Annotated in this window: 19 protein-coding genes; 9 read left to right on the forward strand and 10 right to left on the reverse strand. The window is 72.0% G+C overall.

Annotated elements, in window-relative coordinates; translation table 11 throughout:
- Nucleotides 1-22 precede the first annotated feature (22 nt).
- The 4 genes from ACFWGP_RS10945 (at nucleotide 23) to ACFWGP_RS10960 (ending at nucleotide 3,970) form a co-directional block, all read left to right on the forward strand.
- Nucleotides 23-319, forward strand: coding sequence for an SHOCT domain-containing protein (locus ACFWGP_RS10945; RefSeq protein WP_231432118.1), 297 nt, complete (start codon nucleotides 23-25; stop codon nucleotides 317-319).
- A 24-nt stretch (nucleotides 320-343) separates the two neighbouring features.
- Nucleotides 344-2,698, forward strand: a complete 2,355-nt coding sequence (locus ACFWGP_RS10950; RefSeq protein ID WP_231432117.1) for an arylsulfatase — start codon at nucleotides 344-346, stop codon at nucleotides 2,696-2,698.
- Between the two features lie 47 nt (nucleotides 2,699-2,745).
- Nucleotides 2,746-3,423, forward strand: a complete 678-nt coding sequence (locus ACFWGP_RS10955) for a GAP family protein (protein ID WP_231432116.1) — start codon at nucleotides 2,746-2,748, stop codon at nucleotides 3,421-3,423.
- A gap of 142 nt (nucleotides 3,424-3,565) precedes the next feature.
- Nucleotides 3,566-3,970 (forward strand): hypothetical protein, encoded by a 405-nt coding sequence (locus tag ACFWGP_RS10960; RefSeq protein WP_231432115.1) that lies wholly within the window; start codon nucleotides 3,566-3,568, stop codon nucleotides 3,968-3,970.
- Nucleotides 3,971-4,046: 76 nt separating this feature from the next.
- Here the strand turns inward: ACFWGP_RS10960 and ACFWGP_RS10965 are convergent, their stop codons facing one another.
- The 3 genes from ACFWGP_RS10965 to ACFWGP_RS10975 form a co-directional block, all read right to left on the reverse strand.
- The gene (locus ACFWGP_RS10965) at nucleotides 4,047-5,555 is read right to left on the reverse strand and encodes an XRE family transcriptional regulator (RefSeq protein ID WP_231432114.1); all 1,509 of its coding nucleotides are present in this window, start codon (nucleotides 5,553-5,555) and stop codon (nucleotides 4,047-4,049) included.
- A 126-nt stretch (nucleotides 5,556-5,681) separates the two neighbouring features.
- The gene (locus ACFWGP_RS10970; protein ID WP_231432113.1) at nucleotides 5,682-6,266 is read right to left on the reverse strand and encodes a cysteine hydrolase family protein; all 585 of its coding nucleotides are present in this window, start codon (nucleotides 6,264-6,266) and stop codon (nucleotides 5,682-5,684) included.
- A gap of 65 nt (nucleotides 6,267-6,331) precedes the next feature.
- On the reverse strand, nucleotides 6,332-6,712 hold the full coding sequence (locus ACFWGP_RS10975; protein WP_231432112.1) for a helix-turn-helix domain-containing protein: 381 nt from the start codon (nucleotides 6,710-6,712) through the stop codon (nucleotides 6,332-6,334).
- A 78-nt stretch (nucleotides 6,713-6,790) separates the two neighbouring features.
- Here ACFWGP_RS10975 and ACFWGP_RS10980 point away from each other — a divergent pair, with 78 nt between their 5' ends.
- Nucleotides 6,791-7,663 carry an NAD-dependent epimerase/dehydratase family protein gene (locus ACFWGP_RS10980; protein ID WP_231432111.1) on the forward strand — a complete coding sequence of 291 codons (873 nt, stop codon included), beginning with the start codon at nucleotides 6,791-6,793 and terminating at the stop codon, nucleotides 7,661-7,663.
- 62 nt (nucleotides 7,664-7,725) lie between these two features.
- Here the strand turns inward: ACFWGP_RS10980 and ACFWGP_RS10985 are convergent, their stop codons facing one another.
- Entirely contained in the window at nucleotides 7,726-8,160 is a 435-nt protein-coding gene (locus tag ACFWGP_RS10985) for a VOC family protein (RefSeq protein ID WP_231432110.1), read from the reverse strand.
- A gap of 102 nt (nucleotides 8,161-8,262) precedes the next feature.
- On the opposite strand from ACFWGP_RS10985, the gene ACFWGP_RS10990 reads away from it, so the two are divergent.
- Both ACFWGP_RS10990 and ACFWGP_RS10995 read left to right on the forward strand, forming a co-directional pair.
- Nucleotides 8,263-9,396: a helix-turn-helix transcriptional regulator gene (locus ACFWGP_RS10990; RefSeq protein ID WP_376930914.1), complete on the forward strand. Its 1,134-nt coding sequence runs from the start codon at nucleotides 8,263-8,265 to the stop codon at nucleotides 9,394-9,396.
- The gene (locus tag ACFWGP_RS10995; RefSeq protein ID WP_231432108.1) at nucleotides 9,393-9,854 is read left to right on the forward strand and encodes a hypothetical protein; all 462 of its coding nucleotides are present in this window, start codon (nucleotides 9,393-9,395) and stop codon (nucleotides 9,852-9,854) included. Before ACFWGP_RS10990 ends, ACFWGP_RS10995 begins: the two co-directional genes overlap by 4 nt.
- 130 nt (nucleotides 9,855-9,984) lie before the next feature.
- Here the strand turns inward: ACFWGP_RS10995 and ACFWGP_RS11000 are convergent, their stop codons facing one another.
- The 6 genes from ACFWGP_RS11000 to ACFWGP_RS11025 all read right to left on the reverse strand — a co-directional run bounded on the left by ACFWGP_RS11000 (nucleotide 9,985) and on the right by ACFWGP_RS11025 (nucleotide 16,990).
- Entirely contained in the window at nucleotides 9,985-11,640 is a 1,656-nt protein-coding gene (locus ACFWGP_RS11000) for an amidohydrolase (protein ID WP_231432107.1), read from the reverse strand.
- Nucleotides 11,641-11,747: 107 nt separating this feature from the next.
- Entirely contained in the window at nucleotides 11,748-12,683 is a 936-nt protein-coding gene (locus ACFWGP_RS11005; RefSeq protein ID WP_376930915.1) for an ABC transporter permease, read from the reverse strand.
- Complete coding sequence (locus ACFWGP_RS11010) at nucleotides 12,680-13,651, reverse strand: ABC transporter permease (RefSeq protein ID WP_376930916.1); 972 nt, start codon at nucleotides 13,649-13,651, stop codon at nucleotides 12,680-12,682. Before ACFWGP_RS11010 ends, ACFWGP_RS11005 begins: the two co-directional genes overlap by 4 nt.
- Nucleotides 13,644-14,825, reverse strand: a complete 1,182-nt coding sequence (locus tag ACFWGP_RS11015; protein ID WP_231432104.1) for a spermidine/putrescine ABC transporter substrate-binding protein — start codon at nucleotides 14,823-14,825, stop codon at nucleotides 13,644-13,646. The genes ACFWGP_RS11010 and ACFWGP_RS11015 overlap by 8 nt, the downstream gene beginning before the upstream one ends.
- A gap of 100 nt (nucleotides 14,826-14,925) precedes the next feature.
- The gene (locus tag ACFWGP_RS11020; protein ID WP_275506261.1) at nucleotides 14,926-16,092 is read right to left on the reverse strand and encodes an ABC transporter ATP-binding protein; all 1,167 of its coding nucleotides are present in this window, start codon (nucleotides 16,090-16,092) and stop codon (nucleotides 14,926-14,928) included.
- A gap of 226 nt (nucleotides 16,093-16,318) precedes the next feature.
- Nucleotides 16,319-16,990: a hypothetical protein gene (locus ACFWGP_RS11025; protein WP_376930917.1), complete on the reverse strand. Its 672-nt coding sequence runs from the start codon at nucleotides 16,988-16,990 to the stop codon at nucleotides 16,319-16,321.
- 198 nt (nucleotides 16,991-17,188) lie between these two features.
- On the opposite strand from ACFWGP_RS11025, the gene ACFWGP_RS11030 reads away from it, so the two are divergent.
- On the forward strand, nucleotides 17,189-18,403 hold the full coding sequence (locus ACFWGP_RS11030) for a sensor histidine kinase (protein WP_231432101.1): 1,215 nt from the start codon (nucleotides 17,189-17,191) through the stop codon (nucleotides 18,401-18,403).
- Nucleotides 18,400-19,071 (forward strand): response regulator transcription factor, encoded by a 672-nt coding sequence (locus ACFWGP_RS11035; RefSeq protein WP_231432100.1) that lies wholly within the window; start codon nucleotides 18,400-18,402, stop codon nucleotides 19,069-19,071. Before ACFWGP_RS11030 ends, ACFWGP_RS11035 begins: the two co-directional genes overlap by 4 nt.

Here is a 19,071-nt window from a genome sequence, read left to right on the forward strand (position 1 = left end):
CGGTCGACCGGGTCTGATCGGAATGGCCGCGCGCACCGCGGTCGTCGCCGGAACGGCGACCGCCGTGAGCGGCGGGGTCATGCGGCACCAGCAGCGCAAGGCCGACGAGAAGTACGAGGCCCAGCAGTACGAGATGCAGCAGCAGGCCGCGATGTACCAGGCGCCGCCTCCGCCTCCGCCCGCCCCGGCACCTGCCGCGGCACCGGCGGCCGGCGGCACCGACGTCGTCGCCGAACTGCAGCAGCTCGCGACGCTCAAGGAGCAGGGCGTGCTGAGCGACGCCGAGTTCGAGGCCGCCAAGGCCAAGCTGCTCGGCTGAGAACGAAGAGACAGGAAAGCTGAAATGACCGATACCGCATCTCGTTCCGTGATCGGGGCACAGCTCCCACCGGCTCGCACGCTGCCCTTCGCCCCGAAGGCGTCCGGCAGCATCGCCGGACGCACGCTCGGCGAATCGACGTACGCGCCGCTGCCCGCCGAGCGCCATCTCGGCGAGCAGGCGCCCAACGTCCTCGTCGTGCTCATCGACGACGCGGGGCCCGCGCTGCCCAAGCCGCTCGGCGGCGTCGTCGAGACGCCGACCCTCGACCGCATCCGCTCCGGCGGCATCGGGTTCAACCGGTTCCACACGACGGCGATGTGCTCGCCCACCCGTGCGTCGTTGCTCACGGGCCGCAACCACCACCGGGTCGGCAGCGGTCAGATCGCCGAGCTCGCGAACGACTGGGACGGCTACTCGGGCCACATCCCGAAGTCGAGTGCGACGATGGCGGAGGTCCTCCGCAACTACGGGTACTCGACCGGCGCTTGGGGCAAGTGGCACAACACGCCGGCTGAAGAGACCACGTCGGCCGGTCCGTACGACCGCTGGCCCACCGGCTACGGGTTCGAGTACTTCTACGGGTTCCTCGCGGGGGAGGCATCCCAGTACGAACCGAACCTCGTGCGCAACACGACCGGCGTGCTGCCGCCCAAGTCGCCCGAAGAGGGCTACCACCTGAGTGAGGACCTCGCCGACGACGCGATGCACTGGCTGCGCGACCACAAGGCGAACGCGCCCGACAAGCCCTTCTACATGTACTGGGCGACGGGCGCCATCCACGGGCCGCACCACATCATGAAGGAGTGGGCCGACAAGTACAAGGGCAAGTTCGACGACGGCTGGGACGCCTACCGCGAGACGGCGTTCGCCGGGGCCAAGGAGTCCGGCTGGATCCCCGACTCGGCCGAGCTCACCCCGCGACCCGAGAGCCTGCAGGGCTGGGACGACATCCCCGATCACCAGAAGCCGTTCCAGGCGCGCCTGATGGAGGTGTGCGCCGGCTTCGGCGAGCACGCCGACGTGCAGGCCGGCCGCCTCATCGACGAGATCGAGCGCCTCGGCTACCTCGACAACACGATCATCGTCTACATCTGGGGCGACAACGGGTCGTCGGGCGAGGGCCAGAACGGCACGATCAGCGAGCTGCTGGCGCAGAACATGATCCCCACGACGATCGACCAGCACATCGCCGCGCTCGAGGAGCTCGGCGGGCTCGACGCGCTCGGCACCCCTGCGACCGACAACCAGTACCACGCGGCGTGGGCGTGGGCGGGGTCGACGCCGTACCAGGGCATGAAGCTCATGGCCTCGCACCTCGGCGGCACCCGCAACCCGATGTTCGTGCAGTGGCCCGGCCGGATCGCGCACGACCCCGAGCCGCGCACCCAGTTCCACCACGTCATCGACGTCGTGCCGACGATCTACGAGATCCTCGGCATCTCGCACCCCGACATGGTGAACGGCATCCCGCAGGACCCGATCGACGGCACGAGCTTCGCGTACGCGATCGACGACCCGTCGGCCGACGGACGGCACCGGGTGCAGTACTTCGAGATCATGGCGAGCCGATCGATCTACTCAGACGGGTGGATCGCGTCTGCGACGGGGCCGCGCCTGCCGTGGGTGCCCGGGGCGCCTCCCGGCATCGCGACCTGGACTCCCGACGCCGACAAGTGGGAGCTCTACCACCTCGACGAGGACTGGAGCCAGGCGCGCGACCTCGCCGCGGAGCATCCCGAGAAGCTCGCGCAGTTGAAGGAGCTGTTCGCGATCGAGGCGGCCAAGAACGAGGTGCTGCCGGTCGGCGGCGGGCTCTGGGTGCCGGTCTACCACCCCGAGTTCCGGCTCGGCCCGGCCTACACCGAGTGGGAGCTGTCGGGCGATACCGTCCGCATCCCCGAGTTCTGCGCGCCGGCGCTCGGCAACAAGCCGAACACGGTCTCGATGCAGGTCGACCTGCCCGAGCAGGCGAACGGCGTGCTCTACAAGCTCGGCGGCGCCGGCGGCGGGCTCACGGCCTACCTCGTCGACGGCGTGCTGCACTACGAGTACAACCTGTTCCTGGTGCAGCGCACGATCATCGCCTCGGCCGAGCCGCTCGCGGCGGGCGAGGCGACGATCGAGATCGTGACCGACTACCTCGAGCCCCGGCCCGGCGGACCGCTCTCGGTCTCGCTGAAGGTGAACGGCGCCGAGGTCGGCTCGGGCACGGTGCCCGTCAGCGCGCCGCTGCTGTTCTCGGCGAACGACTGCCTCGACATCGGCCGCGCGTACGGCGGACCCGTCTCGCGGGCGTACTTCGACAAGATGCCCTTCGCCTTCGACGGTACGATCGACAGCGTCCATGTCGCGTACCACCTGCCGGCGAAGGCTTGAGTCCCACTGAACACGCAGAGAACTGACGAGTCCGCGATCGGCGCGGCATGAGCGGAACGCTTCAGGCATTCGCGCATGTCGTGCCGATCGCGGTCGCGGTCGCGGCGAGCTCCGTGCCGATCCTCGTCACGCTCTCCATCCTGCTGTCGCCGAACGGCGACCGGGTCGCCGGGCCGTTCCTCGCGGGATGGCTCGTCGGCATGACCGCGCTCGTCATCGGGTGCACGGCGCTCGCGCAGGTGCTGCCGCGCCAGGGGTCGCAGCGCGAGCCCGAGCAGGCCGTCGGCATCGCCGAGATCATCGTCGGCGCGCTCATCATCGTCGTCGCCATCGTGGGACGATTGCGCGCTCCGCGCACGCCCGCCGACCAGCCGCCGAAGTGGCTCGGGCGCATCAGCCGGCTCGGCCCGGGCGAGGCGTTCACGCTCGGCGCGGTGCTCAACATCCGGCCGAAGAGCCTGCTGCTCGTCGTCGCGGCGGCGCTCTCCATCCGCGGCGCCGGGCTCACGGCCGTGGAGTCGGTCGTGGTGATCGCGTGCTTCGTCGTCATCGGGGCCTCGACCGTCGCCGTGCCCATCGTCTCGGCGAAGGTCGCGCCCCGGCGCACCGCCCCCCGCCTCACGAGCATGCGCGACTGGATGTCGCGGAACAGCCGGTCGATCACGGGCCTGATCCTCGTCGTGATCGGCGTGTTCGTCATCGTCTCGGGCATCGGGCGGCTCTGACCCCGCGAGACCTCGCCGGGGCTGCGAATCACGCAACCTGAGTGATGCCTGTGCGGGTCGCGGCTCGGTACCGTGACGGCAACCGAGGCGACGCGCGGGTTCACTCCCGGGCGCCCGTCCAACCCCACAGGGAGGAACCGAAATGAGCGACACCGAAACCACCGGCTGGGTCGGCTGGGGATACTTCGCTGCGATCGTGCTGCTGATCGCGGGTATCTTCGACGCGATCTACGGACTCATGGCCATCATCGGCCCCGACAGCGCCTACTTCCTCACGAGCGAGAACCTGTTCATGATGAACGTCGCCGGGTGGGGCTGGTGGCACCTGATCATCGGCGCCTTCCTGATCATCACGTCGCTCGCGCTCTTCGGAGGCGCCACCTGGGCACGGGTCATCGCGATCATCCTCGCGATCGTCAACGCGATCGGGCAGCTCTTCCTGATTCCCGCGCAGCCCTGGCTGTCGATCATCCTGATCGTGCTCGACATCCTCGTGATCTACGCGCTGACGGTGCACGGACGCGAGCTGAAGGCCGCCGCGCGCTGAGTCGACGCCGGCGCCGGCCGGAGGAGCGCATCGGGACCCCGTGAGGGCCCCGGTGCGCTCCTTCGTCGTTCGGCCGTCAGCCGAGCGCCGGTGCGTGCTGCTCGAGGAACTCGTACACCTCGGTCTGGTCGACGCCGGGGAACGTGCCCGTCGGCAGCGCCGCGAGCAGCGATGTCGGAGTGCGCGCGGCCGGCCACGAGGCATCCGCCCACTTCTCGGCGAGGCCCGCGGGAGCCTGGCAGCACGACGGATCGGGGCAGCGAGAAACCGCACGATGCGGTGTCTCCCGGCCGCGGAACCACTTGACGTGCTCGAACGGCACGCCGACCGAGACCGAGTACTCGCCCTCCTTGGCCTTCTCGATGCGCGACGTGCACCAGAACGTGCCCGACGGCGTGTCGGTGTACTGGTACCAGGGGCTGAAGCGGTCGTCGACGTCGAAGACCGTGCGAGCGGTCCAGTTGCGGCAGACGGTGGTGCCCTCGACGGCGCCGAGCGCGTCGGAGGGGAACCGCACCCGGTCGTTCTCGTACGCCTTGATGATCGTGCCCGACTCGTGCACCTTCATGAAGTGCACGGGGATGTCGAGGCGGGCCGTCGCGAGGTTCGTGAACCGGTGCGACGCCGTCTCGTACGAGACCGCGAAGTGGTCGCGCAGCTCCTCCATCGAGATGCGCCGCAGGTTCTTCGCCTCGGTGAGGTAGCGCACCGCGGCCTGCTCGGGCAGCAGGATCGCTGCGGTCAGGTAGTTGGTCTCGATGCGCTGGCGCAGGAAGTCGCCGTAGCTCGCAGGCTCCTCGTGACCCAGCAGGTGGCTCGCGAGCGCCTGCAGGATGGGGGAGCGGGAGTCGCGCGACGGCGACTGCTGGGTCGGCAGGTAGATGCGGCCGTTGCGCTTGTCGGTCACCGAGCGGGTGGAGTGCGGCAGGTCGCCGACGTAGTGCAGCGAGTAGCCGAGGTGGGTCGCCATGTCGGCGACGAGCTGGTGCGAGACCGGGCCCCCGGTGTGGCCGACGGCCTCGAGCAGCTCGGCCGCCTTCTGCTCGAGCTCGGGGTAGAAGTTGTCGCGGGCGCGCATCTCGGCGCGCAGCTCGGCGTTCGCCCGGCGCGCCTCCTCGGGGGTCGCGGCGCGCTCGCGGTGCAGGCGGTCGATCTCGTTGTGCAGCGCGAGGATCGTCTGCAGGGTCTGGTCGCTCATCGACTTCGCCACGCGGAACGGGTCGAGTCCGAGCGCCGAGAAGACCGGGCCCCGCTGGGCGCGTTCGACGGCGATCTCGAGGGCGGCCCGCTCGCTCGGCGCATCGGTGCGCAGCAGCTCGTCGACGCTCGTGCCGAGCGCGAGGGCGATCGTGCGCAGCATCGACAGTCGCGGCTCGCGCTTGCCGTTCTCGATCGCCGACACCTGGCTGGGCGCCCGGTCGATCGCGCGGGCCAGTTCGCCGAGCGTCATCCCTCGTGCGACCCGGCGCTCACGGATGCGGCGGCCGAGCGTGAGGGCGTCGAGCTCACCGGCCCCTTCGGGCGCGGCGGCGGGCGCGCCCGCCGGTTCGACGGGGGCGAGGTGCGCGCGATCGGCGGTGATCATGCCATCGATGGTCACACGCGCGCGGCGTTCCCGCAAACGGAAGAAATTGCGAAGTTCTGCGAGATTCGGGACTTCAGCCCCGCTTCGGGCTCAATTTGGATGTCGCGCGCCGGAATAACCTCGAAACTACGCTATGCGCGCGATGATCTCGTCGGCGAGGTCGACCGCGGCGTAGCCGTCGGCGAGCGCCGCCATGAACGCCGCGTGCACCTGGGCACCCGGGACGACGACGCCGTCGAACTCGAGGTCGGGTGCGGCGCACGCGTCGTGCGCGACGGCGACGGCATGACCGCGGTCGGCGGCGGCGCGCACGGTCGCGTCGACGCACATGCTCGACATCATGCCCGCGACGACGAGGTCGACCGGGCTGATCGGGTCGCCCGGCGTCGCGGCGCTGCGGGCCAGCTCGTCGAGGCGCTCGGCGAGGTCGGTCTCGAGGAAGGCGTTCGGATTCGACTTCGTGACGAGGGCTTCGTCCGCGCGCGGTGCGACGACCGGATGGATCTCGACGCCCGGCGTGCCCGGCTGGAAGAACGCGGCGTCGGGCGCGTCCCAGACGTGCTGCACGTGCACGACCGGCTCGCCGCGCTCGCGCCACGCGGCGAGCAGGCGCGCCGCTGCGGCGGCCGCGGCATCGGGGTCGACGAGCGGGTGCCGCCCGCCCGGGAAGTAGTCCTGCTGGATGTCGATGATGAGCAGCACGCGGGTCACCCGCCCACCGTAGCGCGACGGGTGGGTGCTCTCGACACGCGGTGCTCGCGTGTGCGCGGCGTGCGTCAGCCGAGCGCGCGCTCGCGCGACGCGAGCACCTCGGGCACGTGCCGCTCGGCCCAGTCGCGCAACGCGCCGATCGGCTCGAGCAGCGACTCGCCGAGCGGGGTGAGCGAGTACTCGACGCGGGGCGGCGAGTCGGCGAAGGCGCGGCGCTCGACGAGCCCGTCGCCCTCGAGCGCCCGGAGCGTCTCGGTGAGCACCTTCGGCGTGACCTCGCCGACGCGGGCGCGCAGCTCGGTGAATCGCAGGGTGCCGGCGCGCGAGAGCGCGAGGATGACGAACATGGTCCAGCGCTCGCCGATGCGCCCGAAGATGACCCGGCTCGGGCAGTCGGGCGCGAGCACGCTCCACGGCTCTGCGGTGATGGCGTTCGGCTCGGACATCGGACCCCCGTGCAGGTGCGGTTCCCCCGAGGGAACTTCCGTTGAAGTAACCGGCGACGCGTCCGTAGCGTCTCGGGCATGAGGATTCTACTGACCGGGGCGACCGGATACATCGGATCGGCCGTGCTCGACGAACTCGTCGGCGCGGGACACGACGTCGTCGCGGCCGTGCGCAGCGAGCGCGCGGCCGACGACGTCACCGTGCGCGGTGCGACCGCGGCGATCGGCGAACTGACGGATGCCTCGTGGCTCGCGCGTCGGCTCGACGGCGTCGACGCGGCGATCCACACCGCGGCGCCCGCCGCCGATGCGGCCGCGTTCGACAGGGCGATCGCGGAGGCGGTGCTCGACGCCTTCGCGGGCACCGGCCGCCGGTACGTGCACACCGGCGGCATCTGGGCGTACGGCGCGGGCGACGACCTCGACGACGACGCCGTGCCCAACCCGCCGGAACTGGTCGCGTGGCGGGTGCCGATCGAGGAGCGGCTGCTCGCGGCATCCGATGCGGTGACGGTCATCGCACCGGGCGTCGTCTACGGGCGCGGTCGCGGGCTCTCCGGGCTGGTCGTGGAGGCGCCGCGCGACGCCGCCGGCCGCCTCGAGCTCATCGGCGACGGGGACCAGCACTGGACGTGGGTGCACGTCGACGACCTCGCGCGCCTGTACCGGCTCGCGGTCGAGCACGAGTCAGGGCTCGGCCGGGTCGTCGGCAGCGACGGATCGCCGACGACCGTGCGCGAGGTCGCCGAGGCGGTCGTCGGTCGGGGCGGTGCCACGGGCGTCGTCGCTGAGGGCGCCGGGCGCTCGCGCTCGCGGCTCGGCGAGGCGTTCGCCGATGCGCTGCTCCTCGACCAGCGTGCATTCGGCGCGAAGGCCCGCGCACTCGGCTGGGTTCCGGAGCGCACGAGCGTGATCGACGAGATCGTCGCCGACGAGGCATCCGTCGCCTGACGGACGGGCCGCCCGGGTCGGGGACCCGGGCGGCCGATCACCCGCCTGCGGCTCCGGCCGGCTCAGCCCTCGCGCGCGAGCACGGGCGCCGGCCCGCCGAGCATGTCGAGGTAGTGCACGTTGGTCATCACGCCGAGGACGTTGCCGAACGGGTCGACGACCGAGGCCGTGACGAAACCGGGGCCGTGCTCCGTGATCGGCATGAGGGGCGTCGCGCCGAGCTCGACGAGCCGCGCGACCGCCCGCTCCAGGTCGTCGACGTGCCAGTGCACGAGCGCGCCGCCGGTGCCGGCGCCGAGCCCCGCCGGCGCGAACCGCCGGTCGATGAACCCGAGTTCCTGCTGGTGGTCGCCGATGCGGAACTCGACGTAGGCCGGGCTCCCGTCGGGGCCGGGACGGCTGAAGTACGGCTCGATGCCGAGCACCTCGGTGTACCAGGCCGCGGCCGCGGCGGGGTCGTCGACGTAGCAGTTGATGGTGGCGATGCCTCGCAGCATGGGATTCTCCTCGTCCTCGGCGACCGGTCGTCGCCCTGATGAATCCATGATCGAACGCAGAAGTGCTCACCTCTTGACTACTTTTGCGACGAGAATCGGAACATGCGTGCAGACCGACTCGTCGCGACCCTCCTCGTCATGCAGGCGCGAGGCAGGGTCACCGCGAGGCAGCTCGCCGAGGAGCTCGAGATCTCGGTCGCCACGGCCCGCCGCGACCTCGAGGCGCTGTCGGCGGCCGGGATCCCCGTCTACCCGCAGCCGGGCCGGGGCGGCGGCTGGCAGCTCCTCGGCGAGGGCCGCACCGACCTCAGCGGCTTCACGGCGGCCGAGGCGCGAGCGCTGTTCCTCCTGTTCGGACCTCGCGCCGGTGAGAGCGAGGAGGCGCGCTCGGCCCTGCGCAAGGTGCTGCGGGCCCTGCCCGCGACGTTCCGCGCCGAGGCCGAGGCCGCCGCCGAGTCGATCGTCGTCGACTCCGGCGGGTGGGACGCGCCGGCGACCCGGCCGTCGCACCGGGTCGAGGTGCTGCAGGCGGCGGTGGTCGAGCGACGTGTCGTGCGCTTCACCTACACGCGCTGGGGCGGCGAGCCGGCGTCGCGCACCGTGCGCCCGCTCGGTCTCATCGACACGCGCGGCACGTGGTACCTGATCGCCGACCGGGTGCCGCACGACTCGGCGGACGTGGCGCCCGACGTCGCCGATCAACGGAGCTACCGCGTCGATCGCATGGCCGACGTCGAGGCGCTCGCCGAGCGGTTCGAGCCGCCCGCGGACTTCGACCTCGATGTCGCCTGGGCCGACCTGCGCGCCGCCGCGCAGCGCGCTCGCCGCCGCGTCGAGGCCGTCGTGCTCGTCGACCCGGCCGCGGCCGACGAGTTCCGCGGCTGGGTCGGGGGCCTCGTCGACGAGGAGGTCCACGACGACGTCGACGGCCCCGGCGACGTGCGCGACGGGCGGGTGCGGGTGCGCGTCGTCGCCCAGAGCGAGACGGTCCTCGTTCGACGACTCGCGGGCTGGGCTGCGGAGATCGAGGTCGTCGCACCCGTCGGACTCCGTGGACGACTCGCCCAGGTCGGCGTCGCCCTCACCGCGCGGTACCCCCGACCCGGCGGCGCTCGACGGCGGTCGGCCGGCGATGGGGACGGGTCCCCATTTCGCGCTGTCGGTGCCTCCTGCTTGGATGGAGCGGGGGACCGGGAACGACTCGGTACCGAAAATCCAGGGGAATCACACAGATGACTGCATCACGTCCGCTCGCCGCCGCCTCGTTCGCGCTGCTCGCGCTGCTCTTCACGGGTTGTGCCGCCACCGGCTCCGCCGACGACGCGAAGTCCGACTCGAAGGCCGACAGCGCCGAGGCTGCACCCGCCGCTGACCAGAGCAAGGAGGAGGCGTGCGAGATCGTCGAGGGCACCCTCACCGACCTGCAGTCGCTCTCGTCGGTCGACGCGAGCGACCCGACCGCCGCGCTCGAGGCGTTCAAGGGTGCCCAGGCCAAGGTGGGTGACGCGGCCGACCAGGTCTCGAACGCCGACGTCAAGCCCGCGCTCGACGGTGCCGCGACCGCCATGAACGAGTACGTCGAGTACGTCGACGGCATGCTCGCCGACCCGGCGAACGCCGACATCTCGGCGATGAGCGACCACCTCGAGTCGCTCACCACGAGCATCACGGAGCTCACCACGATCTGCGCGTAACGCACGGATTGCGGAGCGGGGGCGCACCTTCGGGTGCGCCCCCGCTTCCCGCATCTCAGGGATGCCTCGTGCCGGGCCCCTGTCGTCGGGCGATGCCACGACGACGAAGCGCACGCCCGCGGCATCCCGATCAGGCGTCGCCTGCCGCGTAGACGCGCTCGCCCTCGACGAAGGTCTGCAGCACGCGCGTCGCGCCGATCGCGTCGGCGGGCCCGGCGAAGGGGTCTCGGTCGAGCAGGGCGAGGTCGGCGAGCTTGCCGACCTCGATCGTGCCGGTCTCGTCGAGGTGGTTCACGTACGCCGACCCCGCCGTGTACGCGGTGAGCGAGGTCGCGAGGTCGATCGCCTGCTCGGGGAGGAACGGCGGGTACTCGCCCTCCTCCTCGCCCGGCGCCGACACCCGGTTCACCGCGACGTGGATCGCGGCGAGCGGGTTCGGCGTCGAGACCGACCAGTCGCTGCCTGCCGCGAGCACGGCGCCCGCGCGCAGCAGGTCGCCGAACGGGTACTGCCACGCGTCGCGCGGCGAGCCGAGGAACGGCAGCGTCAGATCGACCATCTGCGGCTCGAGCGCCGCCCACAGCGACTGCATGTTCGCGACCACGCCGAGCTCGCGGAATCGCGACACGTCGTCGGGGTGCACGACCTGCAGGTGCGCGATGTGGTGGCGGTGGTCGCTGCGGCCGTTGCGCGCGATCGCGTGCTCGACGGCGTCGAGGCACTCGCGCACCGCGCGGTCGCCGATCGCGTGGAAGTGCAGCTGGAAGCCGAGGGCGTCGAGCCGCGGGGCCGCCTCGTTCAGGATCTCGGGCGGCACGAACGAGATGCCCGAGTTGTCGGTCGCGTGGCCGTGGCCGTCGCAGTACGGCTCGAGCATCGAGGCCGTGAAGTTCTCGGCGACGCCGTCCTGCATGACCTTGATGCTCGTCGCGGCGAAGCGCCCGCCCCGGTAGCGCTCGCGGCGCTCGACGAGCGAGTCGATCTGCTCGAGGCCGCGCGTGCGGTCCCACCAGAGGGCGCCGACGACGCGGCCGGTGAGGGTGCCCGCGGCGGCCGCGGCGAGGTAGGCGAGCCCGGGGTCGTCGCCGACCCCGTAGTCGCCGACGATCGCGTCCTGCCAGGCCGTGACGCCGAACGAGTGCAGGTAGCGCTGCCCCTCGAGCACGGCGTCGACGAGCTCGGCCGGCGTGGTCTCGGGGAGGTGGCGGCGAACGAGGTCCATCGCGCCCTCGTGCAGCGTCCCGGTCGGCTCGCCGGCGGCGTCGCGCTCGATGCGGCCGTCGGCGGGGTCGGGCGTGCCCCGGTCGATGCCGGCTAGACGCAGGGCCGCCGAGTTCACCCAGGCGCCGTGGCCGTCGCGGTTGGGCAGGAACGCCGGACGGTCGGGCAGCACCCGGTCGAGGGCCGCGGCGGTCGGCGTCCCGCCCGGGAAGGCCGACATCGACCATCCGCCGCCCTGCACCCACGAGGCATCCGGGTGCGACGCGGCGTACGCCGCGATCGTCTCGAGGTAGTCGGCCTCGCTCTCGCCGTCGCGCAGGTCGCAGCGCAGCATGTCGAGGCCGCCCCACACGGGGTGCACGTGCGCGTCCTGGAAGCCGGGCACGAGCAGGCGCCCGCCGAGGTCGACGACCTCGGTGCCCGGGCCGACGAGGTCGCGCACGTCGTGATCGGTGCCGACGGCGACGATGCGGCCGGCCCGCACGGCGACGGCCGTGGCGCGCGAACGCACCGTGTTCGCGGTGAAGACGGGGCCGCCGGTGAAGACGAGGTCGGCGTGGGGCATGGGCGAGTCCTTTCGTGGCGGCGGTGGGGTGATCGGGGCGGACGACGAGGGAGCGCGACGAGCCGCGATGGTCTCGTCGCGCTCCCTCGTCGGTGCGGTGCGGCGGATCAGCCGCCGCTCATGGTGCGTGCGATGTCGGCGGCCGAGTCGCCGGCCCGGCGCAGCACGTACGCCACGAGACCGAGCGCGATGAGCGTGAGCACGAGCATGATCGTCGACACCGCGGCGATCTCGGGCCGCAGGCCGCTGCGCAGCGCGCTCAGCACGTAGACGGGCCACGGCGTCGTGCCCGACACCTGCACGAACGCGGCGATGACCGTGTTGTCGAGGCTCAACGTGAACGACAGCAGGAAGCCGGCCAGCACGGCGGGCATGGCGAGGGGCAGCGTCACGCGGCGGAACGTGTTGAACGGCTTCGCGTAGAGGTCGGCGGAGGCCTCCTCGAGCTGCGCGTCCTGGCCGACGAGGCGGGCCCGGACGAGGTACGACACGACCGCGACCGAGAACAGCGAATGGCCGACCACGAGGCGCACGATGCCGTCGTTGAAGATCGCGAGGCCGAGATCCTGGCCGAGGAACACCATCCACGGCAGCAGGGCGACGGCGTCGACGATCTCGGGGGTCACCGAGACGAGCAGCAGCAACCCGAGGAACCACCAGACCCACTTGCCGGGATGCCTCGCCATCGCGATGCCGGCGAGCGTGCCGAGCAGCGTCGCCACGATCGCCGCGATGAAGCCCGTCTGCACCGAGATCCAGACGGCGTCGCGGATCGCGGGCTTCGAGGCGATCGCGAGGAAGGAGTCGAAGCCGAAGGCCTGCCATGACACGAGGAGGCGGCCGACGTTGAACGACGACAGGATGATGACGACGATCGGCGCGAACAGGAACGCGAAGACCGCGACGCCCCACACGTTGAGGACGATGTCGGACCACGGGCGGCGTCGCCGGTGCTGCCGCACCGCGGCCGGGGTCATGCCCGGGCCTTTCGACTGCTCCGGCGCCGGGGCCTGCTGCTGCGGCTGGGACTGCTGGACGGTCATGCGGAGACCTCCTCGTCGGCCGGCGCGGGCCGGGAGCGGATCGCCGCGATCGCCGTCGTCACCGGGCGAGCCGGTGCGGCGTGCGCCGCGTCGCCGATCACGAGCCGGTTGCGCGAGCGGAACGGCAGCGTCACGAGCCACACGACGAGCGCGCCGACGGCGACGGTCAGCATGATCACGATGATCAGGAGCACCGCCATCGCCGAGCCGAGCGCCCAGTTCTGCGCGGTCTGGAACTGGCTCGCCACGAGCTGGCCCACCATGTTGCCCTTCGCACCGCCGAGCACGGTCGCGGTGATGTAGTCGCCCATGAGCGGGATGAACACGAGCAGCACGCCCGCGACGACGCCCGGCCGGGCGAGCGGCAGGGTCACGCGGAAGAACGTCGTCCACTTGCCGGCGCCGAGGTCCTTCGAGGCCTCGCGCAGCGGTGGGCCGACCCGGTCGAACGCGACGAACAGCGGCAGGATCATGAGCGGCAGGTAGTTGTAGACCACGCCGAGCAGCACGGCCCCGCGGGTGTACAGGATGTCGAGCGGGCCGCCGATGAGCCCGACCTGCTGCAGCGTCGTCGACAGCCACCCCTCGGGTGCGAGGATGACCTGCCAGCCGATCGTGCGCACGAGGAAGTTGGTCCAGAACGGCACCATCACGAGCGCGACGAGGAGGCCCCGCCGGGCGGGCGACGCCTTGACCGCCATCCAGTACGCGACCGGCAGGCCGACCACGAGGCACAGCAGCGTGCCCCCGATGCCGACCCACAGTGTGTTCTGGAACGTCGCGAAGAAGGTCGGCGACATCGCCTCGGCGTAGCGGTCGAACGACAGCACGTCGTTCGCGTGCGTGCCGAAGATGCCCGGCTTGTAGCCGAAGCTGAACCAGATCACCATCGCGACGGGCGCGACGAAGAAGATCAGCAGCCACGCCCACGCGGGGATCGCGAGGGCGGCGCCGGACCTCTTACTCACCCGCCGCCGCCTTCGTCGCGTTCCAGATCTCGACGATGCGGGCCTGCGCCTCGGTGACCGCGCCCTCGTTCATGGTCTCGATCTGTTCGGGCGTGAAGAACACGAGGTCGAGCATCGGCAGCTCAGCGGCCTGCGCCGCCTCCTCGATGCCGGCGACGCCCGTGTGGTAGCCGATGTAGTCGAGCTCGGCGAGCGAGTTCTCGGGGTCGAGCACGTAGTTGATGAACGCGTGCGCGGCCTCGGGGTTCGGCGCACCGGTCGGGATCGCCCAGTTGTCCATCCAGATCTCGGTGTCGGGCGAACCGAGCACCCACTGCCAGCGGTCGGGGTCGCCCGACTCGAGGATGCCGATGCGGGCGTCGCCGTTCCACGCCTGCAGCAGTGCGTGCGTCGCCTGCGGGATGGCCGCACCGCCCGGGTAGGAGTCGAAGGCCGACACGTGCGGGGCGAGGGTGTTGACGAGGTAGTCCTCGGCGGCGTCGAGCTCGGCGGGGTCGGTCGTGTTCCAGTCGACGCCGTTCGCCCAGAAGTAGAGGCCGGTGAGCTCGGCGGGGTCGTCGAGGAGCGACGTCTTGCCGCTCGCCTCGTTCTGCGCGGCGTCGAGGAAGTCGTTCCAGTCCTTGAGCTCGCGCGTGATGACGGTCTTGTCGTAGACGAAGCCGGTCGTGCCCCACGCCTTGCAGATCGAGTAGTCGTTCTCGGGGTCCCATGCGCGGCCGACGAAGGCGGCGTCCATGTGCTCGAGGTTCGGGATGAGGTCGTGGTTGAGCTTCTGCAGCAGGCCGTTCTCGACCATCTGCGGGATGAACGTGCCGGTCGGCACGACGATGTCGAAGCCGCTCGTGCCCTTCGCGGCGACGAGCTTCGAGATCATCTCCTCGTTCGAGTTGAACGAGCTCAGCGTGATCTTCGGTCCGAGCTCCGAGGTGAACGCCTCGAGCACGTCGGGCGCGTCGTAGTCGCCCCACGTGTACATCGAGAGCTTCGACTCGAGCGGGCCGCCGGTCGCGACGGGGGCGGCCTGGGTGCCGCCCGTCGAGCACGCGGCGAGGAAGCCGGTCGCGCCGGCGGCCGCGGCGAAGCTCAGGAACCGGCGGCGGTTGAGCTCGCGGCCGATGACCTTCGCGGCGCTCTCGTGAGCGAGGATGCGGACGGTGGGGAGGGAATCGGTCATCGGAGTCTCCTGGTGATGGGAAGGGATCGCGGTTCAGGGGTGGAGGTCGCAGACGTGCGCACGGCGACGGGATGCCCCGTGGCCGGCGCTGCGGGCCGGCTCAGGCCGTCGGCGGGGCGACGTAGCCGCCCGCGCTCGCCGCATCGTCGGCGGGGAACAGCAGCACGCTCTCGGCGCGCCACGAGCACTCGACGGGGTCGCCGACGGTGAGGTTCGGCGCCTCGGGGGTGGGGCGGCGCACGATGAGGCTCTGGTCGTCGCCGAGCCGCACGAGGTACTGCATGGTCTCGCCGAGGTGCGAGACCCCGAGCAGCGTGCCGCGCGCGAGGTTGACCTCGGCCGAGGCATCCGACCGGGCCGCGGCGATCTCGACGAACTCGGGCCGCACCGCGGCCTGGCCGTTCGCGAGCCCCGCGAGCTCGGACGCCGTACCGCGCACGAGCGCGTGGGTCGATGCGACGGCCGCGCCGCCCTCGGCGACCTCGCCGCGGAAGAAGTTCTGCTGGCCGACGAACGCCGCGACGTAGGCCGAAGCGGGCCGCGCGTAGACGGTGTCGGCGTCGGCGAGCTGCTCGATGCGGCCGTCGCGCATGATCGCGATGCGGTCGCTCATCGAGAGGGCCTCGCCCTGGTCGTGGGTGACGAACACGAACGTGATGCCGAGGCGCGACTGCAGGAGCTTCAGTTCGAGCTGCATCTCTTCGCGCAGCTGACGGTCGAGCGCACCGAGCGGCTCGTCGAGGAGCAGCACCGACGGACGGTTCACGAGTGCGCGCGCGAGCGCGATGCGCTGCTGCTGTCCGCCCGAGAGCTGGGTCGGCTTGCGGTCGGCGAATCGGCGCATCTGCACGAGGTCGAGCGCCTCGACCACGCGGTCGCGCACCTCCGACCTCGGCGTGCGGCGCTGCTGCAGGCCGTAGGCGACGTTCTCCGCGACCGACATGTGCGGGAAGAGCGCGTAGGCCTGGAACACCGTGTTCACGTCGCGGCGGTAGGGCGGCACGCCGAGCACCGAACGGCCCGAGACGCGGATGTCGCCGGCGTCGGGCTGCTCGAACCCGGCGATCATGCGCAGCGTCGTGGTCTTGCCGCAGCCCGAGGGGCCGAGCAGCGAGATGAACTCGCCCGGTTCGATCGTGAGCGACATGCCGTCGACCGCGGTCGCGTTGCCGTAGCGCTTCGTGACGGCATCGACGACGACCGTGCCGGGCGCCTCGCCGGTCGTGGAAGTGGTCGGCTTGGACTCGATCGTGGCTGCGCTGGTCACGGTGCGGCACCTCTTTCACTCGGACGCCTCGTCGCGTTCGTCGCCATTCAATCCGCGCACCCGACCGGACGCAAACGCGCGACGCCCGAACTGGACGAACCAGACGAACCCGCGACCGGCATCGGACAGACCGTCCGGTCGGCGCCCGGACGGTCTGTGGTGCGGAATGCCCGGGCGGCGTCGGTGCTCGCGGTGATCCGCGCACCGTGCCGCCCGGGCCGTCGGTTCAGGCGCCGGGCGTCGCGCTGCGTTCCTCGAGCTCGCGCCGGCGCGCACGCTGCTGGACGCGGCCCGCGAGGAGCACGCAGCCCACCGCCACGAGGTAGGCGCCCGCGACCGTGCCGCCGCCGAGCTGCGAGAGGAAGAGCAGCGGCACCTGGACGAAGGGCAGGGCGATCGCGAGCCAGAGGCCGACCCGGCGTGCGCGTACGAGCGAGACGCACAGTGCGATCGAGCCGATGAGCCACAGCGCATTGGCCGCCATCGCCACGATCGGGAAGAACTCGAGGTCGACGCCGTTCACGGCGCTCGTGATGGTGCCGACGGTGAGCAGGACCGTGCCGACGGCGGCGACGATCGCGCCCCAGCTCGATCCGGCGTACCGGGCCAGTCCGAGGAAGAGCACCGCGAGCGCCCAGAGGCTGACCGTGAACATCGCGAGGATGACCCGGGTCCGCGGATCGATCGTCGGATCCTCGTCCTGCGGGAAGAGGATCTGCAACGTGCCGATCACGATCGACAGGGCTCCGGCGGTGAGGGCCGCGGCGCCCGCGAGGCGGTGGCCGACGCGGCCGGGCCGGGGGTAGGCGGCGCCGGCGGGCCGCGTGCCGGCCGTGGGACGCGGCGATGGGCGGAGCTCCCGGTCGGGCGCTGATCCGGATTCGGTGAGGGATGCCATGGTCGGCCTTCCGTTCGAGTTCGAGGCCGGCACGATCGGCCGGCGATGCGACGCTACGGACGGCCAGCAGGCGCCGGCATCGTCCGAGGGTCGACGGGCGGCTCGACTCGCGGGCGGCCCCGGATACGACTCGGATCGGGGCCGAATGCCGACCTTCGTCGCTGTCGTGGGTGCCGTTCCTCGGCCTAGCATCGGAGCGTGACGAGCCGGCACCCCACGAGCGAGCGCGCGCGAGACGAGCACGAGGTGCTCCGCCCGATCGCGCCCGGCGCCCGCGGCTGGCGCGCGTGGACCACGCCGTTCGACCTCGCGCTCGCGGGCGGTATCGCGCTCTGGGCGGTGCTGGAGGCGCTGCTCGTTCCCTCGGCGAACGTCGTCGCCCAGCTCGGCTTCGCGCTCGCCGTCTCGCTGCCGCTCGTGGTGCGGCGCCGGTTTCCGGCGCTCGTGATGCTCGCGGTCGCCTGCGCGCTGCTGCTGCACGCCGCGACGAGCGGGCCGGACGCGACCTTCAACCCGTTCCCGAGCCTGCTCGTCGCCACCTTCACGGTCGCCGAGCGCATCGCGGCGTGGTGGCGGGCCGCGCTGCTCGGCCTCGTGCCGATCGCGGCGATGCTCGGCGCCCACGTCCTCGGCTACTTCGGCTCGCCCGGCATCGAGACGGCCGGCACCGTCTTCCTGGTGTTCTTCGTCGGCGCGACCTGGACGGCGGGTCGCGTGGTCCGCCATCGCGCGCTCACCCTGCAACGCACGCGCGACAGCTCCGATCGCCTGGCCGCCGACGCGGTCGCCGCCGAGCGCGTGCGCATCGCACGAGAGCTCCACGACATCGTCGCGCACGCGCTCTCGATCGTCGCGTTGCAGGCCGGGGCCGCCGAGCAGTTCCTCGACAAGGACCTCGACCGTGCGCGACGCCATCTCACCCTCACGCGAGGCACCGCGCAGTCGGCCCTCGACGAGATGCGGCACCTCCTCGGCGTGCTCCGCGAGGACGGGGCGGTCTACGCGCCGCAGCCGGGTCTCTCGGGCCTGCCCGAGCTCATCGCGGAGACCGAGGCCGCCGGGCACGAGTGCCGCCTCCAGGTCGACGAGCCGGCGCGCGACATCCCCGACGGCCACGCCCTCGCGGTGCACCGCATCGTCCAGGAGTCGCTCACCAACGTCCGCACCCACGCCGCTGGAGCGCCCGTCGAGGTGCGGGTCTCGCGCGACGAGCGGGCGGTCGTGGTGGCGGTCGTGAACGGGGCGCCGACGGTCGTCCGCCCCGGTGCCCCCGGCAGCGGGCGTGGACTGCCGGGCATGGGCGAGCGCGTGCGGGTGTACGGCGGGTCGCTGGAGGCGGGCCCATCCGGGGCGGGCTGGCGCGTCGCCGCGAGCCTTCCGCTCGGCCCCCTGCCGATCGGATCGCACGCGTGAGCGGCCCCCGGCTCCTCGTCGTCGACGACCACGCGCTCGTACGCTCGGGCATCGTCGGTCTGCTCGAGGCGGCCGATCTCGAGGTGGTCGGCGAGGCGGGCGACGGCATCGAGGCCGTGGAGCTCGTGCGCCGGCTCCGCCCCGACGTCGTGCTCATGGACATCCGCATGCCCGGCCTCGACGGCATCGAGGCCACGCGTCGGATCGCCGGGGCGCCGGGAGCGCCGCGGGTGCTCGTGCTCACGACCTTCGACCTCGACGAGTACGTGTACCGCGCACTGCAGGCCGGCGCCTCGGGATTCCTGCTGAAGGACGCACCGCCCGACCGGCTCGTCGACGCCGTGCGCACGATCGCCGGGGGCGAGTCGCTGCTGGCGCCCTCGCTCACCCGGCGGCTGATCGAGCGCTACCTCGCGGCGCCGCCGCCCGACGCGCGCGCGACGGCATCCGTCGACCTCACCCCACGCGAGCGCGAGGTGTGGTCGCTCATCGCGCGCGGGCTCTCGAACCACGAGATCGGCGCTGAGCTCTTCCTCAGCGAGGCCACGGTCAAGGCGCACATCACCCGCCTGTTCGTGAAGCTCGGTGTGCGCGACCGGGTGCAGGCCGTCGTCGCCGCCTACGAGTCGGGGCTCGTGCGACCCGGCGAACACGCGGCAGGCGGATAG

The sequence above is a fragment of the Agromyces sp. NPDC127015 genome (assembly GCF_042725165.1).
In the GTDB taxonomy this organism is placed as follows: domain Bacteria; phylum Actinomycetota; class Actinomycetes; order Actinomycetales; family Microbacteriaceae; genus Agromyces; species Agromyces chromiiresistens.